This window comes from Planctomycetota bacterium, from assembly GCA_039819165.1.
Lineage (GTDB): Bacteria > Planctomycetota > Phycisphaerae > Phycisphaerales > UBA1924 > JAHCJI01.
On the sequence record JBCBSM010000001.1, the window covers coordinates 1,904,987 to 1,917,389 of the forward strand.

A 12,403-nucleotide genomic window follows, 5' to 3' on the forward strand; every position below is an offset into this window, starting at 1 on the left:
ACCGTGCCCGCCGCCATCGCCGAGGATGCCCCGACCGCCCCGAGCCTGTCGATCGTCGCGCTCGACGACGACGCGGACTTCCGCGAGTACCTGACGGGCATGCTGTCGACCGATGGCCACCAGGTGCGAGCGGTCGCGTCGGGCGACGAGCTGTACGCGACCTGCCAGGAGCAGCTGCCCGAGGTCGTGCTGCTGGACATGCACATGGGCCGCGTCCGCGGGGAGGACGTGCTGGCGGTCATTCGCGAGCGCTGGCCGCGGCTGTGCGTCGTGGTGCTGACCGGCCACCCGACGATGGACAGCATGCGGGAGACCTTCAAGCAGCAGGTCTTCGACTACGTCGCCAAGCCCTTCGACCCCGACGAGCTCCGCCGCGTGCTGGCGCAGGCGGCGCAGCAGTTCGGCCTCGGGCTGCGGCCCCAGGATCGGCTGCGGCAGGAATTGGGCCGGCAGATGCGGCTGGCGCGGACCGAGAAGGGCTGGACGCTCAAGGAGCTGAGCGAGCACTCGGGGGTGAGCGTCAGCCAGCTGAGCTCCATCGAGCGGGGCGCCCATCTGCCGAGCCTCGAGTCGCTCGTGCTGGTGGCCCAGGCGCTCGACGCGACGCCGTCGGCCTGGCTGATCGCGGCCGATTTCTGACGGGGCCGCCGCGGGCGGGGCGGGCCCGCGGATTGACCCGCCGCCGGCGTGGCGCTTCACTCCCGCCCGTGGCCGATCCCATGACGCCCACTCCAGCGGATGCCGATGCCCGCGTGACGCGGCGGCCGCTGCTGTTCACCGCCTTCGAGCCCAGCGGCGACGACCACGCCGCTCCGGTGATCGCCGAGATCATCCGGCGGCAGCCCGGCCGGCCGGTGTACGCGTGGGGCGGCCCCAAGATGGAGGCCGCCGGCGCCGTGGTCGTAGAGCGGACCGGCGAAGACGCGGTCATGGGCATGCCGGGGCTCGCGAAGATCCGCGAGCACCGGCGGATCAACGCGCGCCTCGAGCGGTGGATCGCGCAGCACAGGCCCGTGCTGCACGTGCCGGTCGACTCGCCTGCGGCCAACTTCCCGATCGCGGCGATCGCCAAGCGGCATGGCGGGGGCGTGGTGCACCTGGTGGCGCCGCAGGTTTGGGCGTGGGGCTCGTGGCGGGTCGCCAAGCTGCGGCGGCTGACCGACCTGGTGCTGTGCCTGCTGCCCTTCGAGGAGGGCTGGTTCACCACGCGGGGTGTGCCCGCCCGGTTCATCGGGCACCCGCTGTTCGACCACGACCTCGACCCCGCGGACGCCGAGCGGCGGGCGGCGGTGCTGCCGGGCTGGTGCGAGGGCGGCGAGAACGGCCCGCGGCGCATCGCGATGTTCCCCGGCTCGCGGCCCTCCGAGTTGCAGAAGAACCTGCCGCTGCTGCTCGGTGCGTTCCGGCGGCTTGCGCGCGACGAGCGCGCGCAGCGGAGTGGAGAACCGCCGCGCGGGCTGATCGTCGCGGTCAACGATGCCGTGGAGGGACGGCTGCGGGATCTGGCGGGCGAGCACGGCGGCATCCCGGATGGCGTCGCCTTCGTCGCGGCCGACACCGATGCCGCCGTGCGCTGGTGCGAGCTGGCGCTGGTCGTCAGCGGCACCGTGACGCTGCAGATCGCGCGGCAGGCGCGGCCGATGGTGGTCTTCTACAAGTCCAGCCGGCTGCTGTACCACCTGCTAGCGCGGTGGGTGGTATCCACGCGGTACTTCACGCTGCCCAACCTGATCGCCGGCAAGCGGGTGGTCACCGAGCTCGTCCCCCACTTCGCCGGCCCCGAGCCCATCGCGGACGCGGCGGGGACGCTGATCGCCGACGCCGATGCGCTGTCGGCGCAACGCGATGCCCTGGGCGAGATCGCCCGCCGCTTCGAGGGGCTGGAGGCCTCGCTAGCGGCCACCGACGCGATCCTGGACCTCGCCGACCGGCTGGAGGCCTAGGCCCCTAGGTCGCGACACTGCCGCCGCGGCGGGGCGTTGCGCGGGCGTTGCGCACCGATGGCCGATGATCTGGTACATATTGGGTGAGGGCCGCCCGGAATGCGGCCCGGGAGGTGACCCATGCATCGCAGCCGGCGTCTCGTTCGTCCCCGCGGCCTTTCTCGGATTCTCGCGGCGGGCGTGGTGGCCCTCGCGGCGGCCGCTCCCGCGGCGGCCCAGCTCGCCCGCGACGTGCACGTCGTGGTGCCGCAGGCGCGGCGGGTGATCGCGCCCGATCGCCAGGCCCACATCGAACTCCGGTCGGTGCAGGTGGAGGCAACCGCCCGCGAGTCGGCCGCCACCACCACCATCCGCATGACGCTGTTCAACCACGGCCGCCGCCAGCAGGAGGCGCAGGTGCTGCTGCCCGTGCCGAGCAACGCCGCGGTCCGCGGCTTCCACCTCGAGACCCTGGGCGAGGACGGCATCGCGACGCTGCTGCCCGCCGACGAGGCCCGCCGCATCTACCACGGCATCGTGCAGTCCATGAAGGACCCCGCCCTGCTGGAGTTCGCCGGCACGGGCGTGCTGCGGTCGAGCGTCTTTCCGGTGCCGCCGGGCGGCGAGCAGGTCGTGAGCCTGACCTACGAGGAGGTGCTACCCGCCGACGGCGACCGGCTCGACTACACGCTGCTGCGGTCGGCCGATCTGGCGATCGGCTCCACGCCGTGGTCCTTCGCGATGACCATCGAGGGCTCGCGGCCGATCGCGGCGACGTACTCGCCGACGCACGACGTCGCCATCGAGCGGCTGGACGCAACCCGGTTACGCGTCAGCGTATCGCCCGAGGCGTTCAGCGGCAGCAGCGGATCCATGCGACTGAGCTGGCTCCGCGAGCCGCTGGCGAAGGGCTCGATCGCGACGTCGTTCCTGGCCTACCCCGAGGGCGAGGGCGGCTACTTCATGCTCGTCGCTGGCCCGCCCGCGCTGCCCGAGGGCGTCGCGCACGCCGCCAAGCGCGAGGTCACGCTGGTGATCGACAAGTCGGGCTCGATGCGGGGCGAGAAGCTGGCGCAGGCCCGCGAGGCGGCGCGGCAGGTCATCGCGGGGCTGGAGGACGGCGAGTACTTCAACGTCATCGCCTACTCGAGCTCGGTCGATCACTTCCGCGATGGGGCCGTCGCCAAGACGAGCGAGTCGGCGGCCGCGGCGCGGGCCTACATCGACAGCATCCAGGCGGGCGGGGGCACCAACATCCACGACGCGCTCGTCGCGGCGATGCGGGCCGAGCCCGCGGGCGATGCGCTGCCCATGGTGATGTTCCTGACCGACGGCCTGCCCACGGTGGGCCGCACCAGCGAGCAGGAGATCCGCGACGCCGTCGCCAGTGGCAACACGCACCGGCGGCGGATCTTCGGCTTCGGCGTGGGCTACGACGTCAACGCGCCGCTGATCGGCGCCGTCAGCCGGGCGACCCGCGGCGCCCCCACCTTCGTGCTGCCCGAGCAGGACGTCGAGGAGAGCGTCAGCCAGGTGTTCCGACGGCTGACCGGGCCGGTGCTGGCGGCGCCCGTGCTGCTGCCCGACGCGATCACGAACATCCACGACGTGCTGCCCGGCACGCTGCCGGACGTCTTCGAGGGCGACCAGCTCGTCGTGCTCGGTCGCTACACGAGCCTGGACGACCAACTCCGGCTGGTGCTGCGGGGCCGCAGCGGCGACGAAGATCGCACCTTCGAGATGCGGTTCGACCCCGACGACGCCACGGTCGACAACGCCTTCGTGCCCCGGCTGTGGGCGCAGCGGCGGATCGCGCAGCTGGTCGACGCCGTCCGCGACGCGGGCGCGAGCGGCCAGGCCGAACCGAGCACCGAACTCATCGACGAAATCGTACGGCTGAGCACGCGCTGGGGCATCCTGACCGAGTACACGGCGTTCCTGGCGATCGAACCGGGCGTCGATCTGGATGATCAGCTCGCCGCGATCGATGGCCGGAGTGATTTCGACAGGATCGACGATCCGCAGGTCGCGTTGCGGTCGCAGTTCCAGGTGGACTGGGAGCGGGCCGGTCGTGCGCAGGATGCCGCCGGTGCGCCCGGCGAGTCGGCCGTGCAGCGTCGAGATCTCTTCGTCGCCGAGAACCTCCGCCGCGCCCAGCGGGAGCGCAGCGGCGCCGCCGGGGTGCGGCAGGAAGTCCAGAACCTCGTTACCCAGCAGGCCGCCCAGGTGCAGGCCAACCGCATGGAGACCGCCGGTGGCGGACAGCTGGTGCTCACCGGCATGCGGCAGGTGCACGACCAGACGCTGTTCGCCCGCGGCGACCGCTGGGTCGACCATTCGCTGCTGGAGCGGGCCGAGGCGAAGGATGCCGACGTGGACGAGATCGTCGAGTTCGCCAGCGAGCGGTACTTCGAGCTGGCGGGTGAGCTGGCCCGCGAGAACCGCCTGGGCCTGCTCGCGCTGCAGGCCGACCTGTTGCTGAACCGCGGCGGGCGGACGGTGCTCGTGCGTCAGGCGCCCGCCGCGAGGGCGCCCTGATGGCCCGGGCGAGGCTGCTCATCGTCGAGGACGACGCCGGCGTGCGGAAGGCCGTCGGCGACGCCCTCGACGCCTTCGGCTACGAGTTCGCCACGGCGGGCGACGGCGAAGAGGGCCTGCGGCTGGCCGTCGGCGGCGGCTTCGACCTGGTGCTGCTGGACATCCGCATGCCCCGGATGGACGGGCACGCGATGCTCGCCGAGCTGCGGCGGGCCCAGCCCGGGCTGCCGGTCATCTTCCTGACCGCCCGGGGCGAAGAGGACGAGCGCGTGCGGGGCCTGCGGGGCGGCGCCGACGACTACGTCGTCAAGCCCTTCGGCACCGCCGAGCTGATGGCCCGCATCGAGGCGGTGCTGCGGCGGTCGGCCGAGCGGCCGGCGGCGGTGCGGGAGCTGGCGATCGACGGCCTGCGGGTCAACCTCGAACGCCGCGAGGTGCGCCGCGACGGCGGCCCGCCCTCGATGATGACCGAGAAGGAGGCGGCGCTGCTGGCCTACCTCGCCGGCTCGCCCGGGCGGGCGATCTCGCGGGACGAGCTGCTCAGCCGGGTGTGGGGACTCGACCCCCGCGGCGTGCGGACGCGGACGGTGGACATGGCCGTCGCCCGGCTCCGCGAGCAGCTGGGCGACGATCCGGCCGAGCCCCGCGTCATCGTGACGGTGCGGGGCAAGGGCTACATGCTCGCGGACGGCGCTGCTGCGCAGTTAGCATGACCCCGTGCGGACCCGCCGGCTCATCCCGTGGATCGTCTACGTCGTGTGCGCCCTGGCGGTGCTCGAGGGTCTGGGCTACGCGGCGTGGAAGGCCCTGGACCTGCAACGCCAGGGTCGCCGCGACGAGGCCGCGCGGCTCGCGCTGTGGCGGATGGACTCGGCGCTGACCGCGGTGCTCGCCGCCGAGAGTGCGCGGCCATACTTCCACTACCGGGCGTTCCATCCCGCCGAGCGGGCATATAGCGCGATGCTCGGGCCGGTGCAGCCGGGCGAGGTGCTCGTGCCCAGCCCGCTGCTGACCGAGGTGCCGCCGTTCGTCAAGCTGCACTTCGAGGTCGACGCCGGCGGCGCACTCTCCAGTCCGCAGGCGCCCGACGGCAACCTGCGGGACCTGGCCGAGGCGGAGTACGTCGCCTCGGACGACGTCATCGCGGCCGAGGCGCTGCGGCTGCACCTCGCCGAGCTGCTGCGGATGCCCGCGCACTCGCTCCACCGTGCGGTTGACGCCGAGGCCGAGCGAGCGCCGCCGCCGGAGTTCGACCGCCGCCTTGACGCGCCCGAGCGTGCCAGCGACGCCGACCTGATTGCGCGGCAGGAGACCGCGGCCGCCGCCCAGCTCGGCGGGCAGCGGAGCCTCGCGGAGTTTTCCGCGGCCGAACCGGGCGAGGCCGACGAGCGTGCGGATGCCGACCTCCGGCTGCAATCGCGGTCCCGCCCGGCGCCGCCGCGGGTGGCCGACCGCGAGCAGCCCCGCGTGTCGCTCGGGGCGTTCTCGGCCTCGTGGTTGCGGGGCGACGAACTGGTGCTCGTCCGCGAGGTATCGGTGGGCGAGCGGACGCTGCGGCAGGGCGTGTGGCTGGACTGGCCGTCGCTGCGGGACTGGCTCGCGGGCCAGGTGGCGGGGCTGGCGCCCGGGCTGACCATCGAGCCCGCGCGCGACGCGACATCCATCGATTCGGCGGGTCGGGGCCTGGCGGTCATCCCCGCGACGCTGCGGCTGCCCGAGCGGGGCAGCGCGTGGCGGGAACTCGGCACGCCGCTGGGCATCGTGCTGGCCATGACCTGGACCGCGGCGCTGCTGGCGGTGCTGGCCATCGGCGTCGTGCTGCGGCTGTCGACGAGCCTGGCCGAACGCCGCGGCCGCTTCGTGTCGGCGGTCACCCACGAGCTGCGCACGCCCATGACCACCGTGCGGCTGTACGCCGACCTGCTCGCGAGCGATGCGGCGCTCGACGATCGGCGGCGGGAAGGCTTCGTCGCCACCCTCCGCGACGAATCCGGCCGGCTGGCGCGGATCATCGAGAACGTGCTGGTGTACGCGCGGCTGGGCCGCCGCGGGCACTCGGGCAACGGCAGCCGGTGCACCGTCGGCGTGCTGCTCGATCGCGTTGCCGCCGAGCAGCGGCCCGGCGTGGAACGCACGGGCCGGTCTCTGGTGGTGCGGTCGCCCGTCGAGGTGCGCGATGTCGTGGTCGACGCCGACGCGGAGGCGGCCGGCCGCATCCTGGGCAACCTCATCGAGAACGCGTGCAAGTACGCGCTGCCCGCCGAGTCACCCACCATCGAGTTGGTTGCGCACGCGGACGGCGATCGCGTGCGGATCTCGGTGCGGGACCACGGCCCCGGCGTGCCGAGCCACGAGCGGCGGCGGATCTTCGAGCCCTTCCACCGGGCCGCCCGCGACGAATACACCGAGCACGGCCTGGGCCTGGGCCTCGCGCTCGCACGCGGTCTGGCACGGCAGATGGGCGGGACGATCGCGCTGGACGATCCGGATGGGTACGAGGGCGCCGGCGCGCGATTCACGCTCACGCTGCGGCTGGCCACGCGGAGCTGAGTGACCGAGGTCGGCAGCGGCGGCTAGTGCAGGCTCGAACCAGGTGTTGCGTGTGCGTTCGCCTAGGCCCGCCGGATTCACTCCGGCGAGGCCGTACCAGAGCGAGCGTCGCGGCCGGACGGCCGCGACGGAGCGCTCGAAGATGCTCTAGGCGGTGACGTCGAGGGCCGAGCCGGCCGACGCGGCGCCGACGCGGGTGGCGGCGACGTTCGCCTGCGCGGGATTGGTGTAGAAGGGCAGGCCGTCGCGGCTGGCGACGGCGCCCGAGACGAAGTCCATCGGCTGGCTCACGCGGGCTGCGATCAGCTGGCGGGCGCCCTGCGTGGTCGTCGACGCGAGGCCCGTGGTGCCGTAGGTGGCCGGCGACGCCTGGGCCGCGGGCGTGATGTCCACGCGGTCGGTCGTGCGGGCGGCCTGGCTGGCGTCCGGGACCGGTGGCTGGCCGACCGGGCGAACGAGCAGCCGCTGGCCCGGGACGAGCCGGAGCTGGCCCGCACCCAGGGCGGCGTTCAGCCCCGAATTCACGCCCGAGATGCCCGATCCGCCGCTGTCCATGGCTGCTCCATTATCGACCGCCGGAGGCCCGCGGCTGATCCGAAACCGCGGCGGCGACTATACCCCAGCGCACGGGCCGCGCGGGGGAGTTCCGTCACGCCGCCCAGGGCGGTTATGCGGGCGTGGACTCAGCCGCCCGACGCCTCGCGGATGACCTGGGCGATGGCGCCCGCCTCGCCGGCGCGGTCCAGGGCGGTGCGACCCCGGGCGTCGGTGGCCAGCGGATCGGCGCCCGCGCCCAGCAGCACGACGACGGCGTCGAGGTGGCGGCCGTCGGCGGCGTGCATCAGCGCCGTCACGCCGTCGACGTCGGCCATGTCCGGGTTGGTGCCGGCCTCGAGCAGCACCCCGCACAGGTCGGCCGCTCCGGCGCGGGCGGCGAGCATGAGCGCGCTGCGGCCCTCGACGGTGCGCGCCCCCGCGTCGGCGCCGGCGCCGAGCAGCGCGATGGCGGCGTCGGTGTGGCCGCCGCCGGCCGCGTGCATCAGCGCGGTGCGGGCCGACTCGGACTCGAGGTTGGCGTCCGCGTCGGCGGCGAGCAGCAGCGCGACCATGCGGGCGTCGCCCGAGCCGCTGGCGAGCATGAGCGCCGACGTGCCCAGTTCGTGGCCCTCGATCGCCAGGCCGCTGGCGGTCTGGGCGTCGATGACGGCGTTGGCGTCGGCGGCGTCGGCGAGCGCGGCCTCGACGCCCGAGCGGTCCTGCGTCGCCGCGGCCTCCAGCAGCCGCTGCTCGGGGCTGGCCTGCGTGGCGACCCGCTGCGCGCCATCGGTGGACGCCGGCGCGCCCGATGGTGCGGCCGAACCGTCGGCCACGGCGCCATTCGCCGTCGTGCCCGCGCCGTCCTGGGGCAGGGGCGGGGTGCCGGGCAGCAGCATGGCCACGACGATCATGACCACGCCTAGGAGCGCGAAGGCGGCCAGCACGATGGGGCCCGCGAGAGTCTTCATGTCATGCACCTTCCAGAGAAACCGGCCGCCGCACGCGGCGCCGGGTGCCGTGCAGGGCCGCGGACCGCCCCGGACCGGGCGCGTCCGCCGCCGTCGCCACTGTACGTCGGCCGAACGCCCGCCCGGCGGACAGCAATCGCCGCCCGGGCGTGCCGGCCTCGGGCCTAGTCCTCATCGCCGTGGGGGTTGTAGGCGGCGACGACCTCGGCCTGCACGTTGGGCGGCGTCCGCTCGTCGTGGCTGTAGTCCATCATGTACGACCCCGCGCCGTGGGTCATGCTCTTGAGCTCGTTGGCGTAGTTCTGCAGTGCGCCCAGCGGCGCGATGGCCCGCACCATGCAGCTGTCGCCGTCGACGGCCGAGTCCTGCACGCGGCCCCGCCTCGTGGACAGGTCGCCCGTGATGTCGCCCATGTACTGGGAGGGCGCGTGGACCTCGACCTCGACGAAGGGCTCGAGCAGCGCGGGCTTGGCCTTGCGGACGGCGTCGACGAAGGCCTTCTTGCCGGCCTTGATGAAGGCCGTCTCCTTGCTGTCGACGGGGTGGTGCTTGCCGTCGTAGACCTCGACCTTGACGCCGGTGATCGGGTAGCCGGCGATGGCGCCCTCCTCGAGGGCCTGGCGGACGCCCTTCTCGATGGCGGGCATGAACTGCCGGGGGATCGAGCCGCCAACGGTGGCGTTCTCGAACTCGAAGGGCGGGGGCGGCTCGCCGGCGTCGTCCACGTCGCCGTTGAGGGGCGCCACGCGGAGGTAGACCTCGCCGAACTCGCCCGCGCCGCCCGACTGCTTCTTGTGGCGGTGGTGCCCCTCGGCCGGCGCCGTCACGGTCTCCTTGTACGCGACCTTGGGCGTGTGGGTCTCGACGTCGATGCCGTACTGGTCCTTGAGGCGATCGAGGACGGCGCGGAGGTGCATCTCGCCCAGCCCGCGGGCGACGGTCTCGCCCGTGGCGGCGACGCGATCGACCACGAAGCAGGGGTCCTCGGCCTGCAGCTTGGCGACCGCCGGCGCGAACTTGCTCTCGTCCTTGTGGTTCGACAGCGTGACGGCGAGCCCGAACATTGGCTTGGGCAGCGGCAGCGGACGCAGCCGCAGGTGCTCGCTGGCGCTGGCGTGCAGCACCTCGTTGAACGCGATCTCGTCGATCTTGCTAATCGCCACGATCTCGCCCGGGCCCGCCTCGGCGACCTCGACGTGGTCCTTGCCCTGCAGCTTGAACAGCGTGTTGACCCGCACGGGCTTGCGGCCGTCGCCGATGTAGACCTCGTCCTTGAGCTTCAGGGTGCCCTGGTGCACCTTGAGCGCTCCGAGTTTGCCCACGAAGGGGTCCGAGGCCACCTTGAAGATGTGCGCGAGCAGCGGCCTGGCGGCATCGGACTCGGGATGGAACTCCTCGGCCACGCCGCCGTCGTCGTCGAGCTTCTCGAAGGTGCGGGGGTTGGTCTCCAGCGGGCTGGGGCACTGGTGCTCGATCAGGTCGAGCAGCGCGTCGGCCCCGGCGCCCGTCTTGGCACTCACGAAGCAGATGGGCACCAGGTGTGCCTCGCGGAGCGCCCGCTCGAAGGCGTCGTGCACCGCCTTGCGATCGAGCGACGCGGCGCCGCCCTCGAGGTACTGGGTCATCAGGTCGTCCTCGACCTCGACCACCTGCTCGACGATGCTGGTGTGCGCATCCTCGATGCCGCTGAACAGCGGGTCGCCCGTGCCGCCCTCGCCCAGCACGTCGATGACGCCGCCGCGGTCGGCCGTGGGCAGGTTCACGGGCACGCACACGGCGCCGAAGGTGGCCCGGAGCGTCTCGACCAGCGCCTCAAGGTCGGCCTGCTCGTCATCGATCTTGTTGACGATGAGCATGCGCGGCAAGTTGCGCTGCTGCGCGACGGTCATGACGCGGCGTGTGTTGGTGCCGATGCCCTTGGCCCCGTCCACGACGACGCCGACCATGCCGGCGCCGGGCATCGCCGCGATGGCATGGCCCAGGAAGTCGCTCAGGCCCGGCGAATCGATGAGGTTGACCAGCGTGTCGCCGCGCTCGTAGTGGCAGAGCGAGCTGGCGTGGCTGTGGCCGGCCTTCTTGGCCTCGTCGCTCCAGTCGCACACCGTGGAGCCGTCCTCGATGGAGCCCATGCGGTTGATGGCGCCGGCGGCATGCAGCAGGCGGTCGGCCAGCAGCGTCTTGCCGGCGCCGGCGTGGCCCGCCAGCAGGAGGTTGCGGATCGAGGATGGGCTGCGTGCGGCCATGGTCGTGCCTCCGGGAATCTGGCGCACCGGCGGGCGCGCGGCGGAACCTCGCGGCCCGCGCGGCCAGGGAACCCCCTCGGATCTGGTCGCCTGCGGGCCATCGCGATCATACCGGGAAACCACCCGGCCGCGGGCGCGACCGCACCCCCGGCTTCCGGTAACGGGCCAAGCGGTGTCCGGGCTAGGCCTTAGCGGCCGTCATCACCTGCCCAAACCCAGTGATGGTGGTATGTTCAAGGAGAGCGTCGGGCAGGGCGAAGCCTCCCCGACGTGGACTACTTCTGTACGGGAGAAAATCGGTATGCCGATCCGGACGACCATCGCCGCGGCGAGCCTGCTCGCCTGCACCGCCGCCCACGCCGACGAAGTCGAGCAGATGGCCGACGTGCTCATCGAGTTCGCCACCACGCCCACGCCGGCCGACATCGCCCTGGTCGAGTCCGTCGGCGGCCGCGTCATCACCGCCTGGACCGTCGCGCCCGGCCTGCACGCCGAGATCCCCTTCGGCAGCGACGTGGACCTGTTCACCCTGAGCGACCGCGTCGTCGGCATCGAGCTCAACGCGACGGGCGAGTGGCACACCGAGTACGACGCGACCTGGGGCGTCAGCCGCATCAACGGCGAGGCCGTCCACGCCGCGGGCCAGAAGGGCACCGGCGTCGGCGTGGCCGTGCTCGATTCGGGCCTGCGGGCGACGCACGAGGACATCGCGGCCAACTTCGTCTTCGGCTACGACTTCGAGATCGACAGCCCCGACTTCTCCGACCCCTTCAGCCACGGCACGCACACCAGCGGCACGGTGGGCGCGGCCCTGAACGGCACGGGCGTGGTCGGCGCCGCCCCCGAGGCCGACCTGTACATGCTCAAGATCGGCACCTTCTTCCCCAGCACCAGCGGCACCATCAACGCCCTGCAGTACGTGCTGGACAACGACATCCCCGTGACCACGAACAGCTACGGGCTGGGCGGCGGCTCGCGGCTCGTCGAGGACGCCTTCCAGGCCACCTGGGACAACGGCACGATCCACTTCGCCTCGTCGGGCAACGGCGGCGGCGGCAGCGTGTCGATCCCCGCCCGCTACGACACGGTCATCGCCGTCGGCGCCACCGACGACCGCGATCGCCGCGCCGGCTTCTCGCAGGGCGGCCCCGATCTCGAGCTGGTCGCCCCGGGCGTCGACGTGCTGTCGACCACCTCCAACTCCGATAGCAGCTACGACGAGTTCAGCGGCACCTCCATGGCCTCGCCCCACGCCGCGGGCGTGGCGGCCCTCGTCATCGCCGCGGGCATCACCGACGAGAACGGCAACGGCCGCATCAACGACGAGATCCGCCAGCGGCTGATCGACACCGCCATCGACCTGGGCGCCACCGGCAAGGACAACGACTTCGGCTACGGGCTGGTCAACGCCGAGGCGGCCATCGGCCTCGACCCCGTCTGCACCGCCGACCTCAACGGCGACGGCGTGCTGGACATCTTCGACTTCCTGGCCTTCCAGAACCTCTTCGACGCGGGCGATCCCGCCGCCGACTTCAACGGCGACGGCGTGCTCAACATCTTCGACTTCCTGGAGTTCCAGAACTTCTTCGTTGCCGGCTGCCCCTAGCCCGCGGCGCGAAAGACGACCAAGCGCAACAGATCCCAC

General features: G+C 72.8%; 9 protein-coding genes. 6 read left to right on the forward strand and 3 right to left on the reverse strand.

The window, feature by feature from the left end; genetic code table 11:
• Positions 1-3: 3 nt before the first annotated feature.
• The 5 genes from AAFX79_08295 to AAFX79_08315 all read left to right on the forward strand — a co-directional run bounded on the left by AAFX79_08295 (position 4) and on the right by AAFX79_08315 (position 7,010).
• A complete protein-coding gene (locus AAFX79_08295; protein MEO1008552.1) occupies positions 4-639 on the forward strand; it encodes a response regulator in 636 nt (211 codons plus the stop codon).
• Positions 640-707: 68 nt separating this feature from the next.
• Positions 708-1,943 carry a hypothetical protein gene (locus tag AAFX79_08300; protein MEO1008553.1) on the forward strand — a complete coding sequence of 412 codons (1,236 nt, stop codon included), beginning with the start codon at positions 708-710 and terminating at the stop codon, positions 1,941-1,943.
• Between the two features lie 120 nt (positions 1,944-2,063).
• Positions 2,064-4,460 carry a VIT and VWA domain-containing protein gene (locus tag AAFX79_08305; GenBank protein ID MEO1008554.1) on the forward strand — a complete coding sequence of 799 codons (2,397 nt, stop codon included), beginning with the start codon at positions 2,064-2,066 and terminating at the stop codon, positions 4,458-4,460.
• Positions 4,460-5,173: a response regulator transcription factor gene (locus tag AAFX79_08310; GenBank protein MEO1008555.1), complete on the forward strand. Its 714-nt coding sequence runs from the start codon at positions 4,460-4,462 to the stop codon at positions 5,171-5,173. Before AAFX79_08305 ends, AAFX79_08310 begins: the two co-directional genes overlap by 1 nt.
• A gap of 4 nt (positions 5,174-5,177) precedes the next feature.
• Positions 5,178-7,010 (forward strand): HAMP domain-containing sensor histidine kinase, encoded by a 1,833-nt coding sequence (locus tag AAFX79_08315; protein ID MEO1008556.1) that lies wholly within the window; start codon positions 5,178-5,180, stop codon positions 7,008-7,010.
• Between the two features lie 147 nt (positions 7,011-7,157).
• On the opposite strand, the gene AAFX79_08320 is transcribed toward AAFX79_08315, so the two are convergent.
• The 3 genes from AAFX79_08320 to fusA form a co-directional block, all read right to left on the reverse strand.
• Entirely contained in the window at positions 7,158-7,565 is a 408-nt protein-coding gene (locus AAFX79_08320) for a hypothetical protein (protein ID MEO1008557.1), read from the reverse strand.
• Positions 7,566-7,693: 128 nt separating this feature from the next.
• Positions 7,694-8,515, reverse strand: coding sequence for an ankyrin repeat domain-containing protein (locus AAFX79_08325; GenBank protein ID MEO1008558.1), 822 nt, complete (start codon positions 8,513-8,515; stop codon positions 7,694-7,696).
• A 164-nt stretch (positions 8,516-8,679) separates the two neighbouring features.
• Positions 8,680-10,758, reverse strand: coding sequence for an elongation factor G (gene fusA, locus AAFX79_08330; GenBank protein ID MEO1008559.1), 2,079 nt, complete (start codon positions 10,756-10,758; stop codon positions 8,680-8,682).
• A gap of 301 nt (positions 10,759-11,059) precedes the next feature.
• Between fusA and AAFX79_08335 the strand changes: the two genes are divergently transcribed.
• Positions 11,060-12,364, forward strand: coding sequence for a S8 family serine peptidase (locus AAFX79_08335; protein ID MEO1008560.1), 1,305 nt, complete (start codon positions 11,060-11,062; stop codon positions 12,362-12,364).
• Positions 12,365-12,403: the final 39 nt, after the last annotated feature.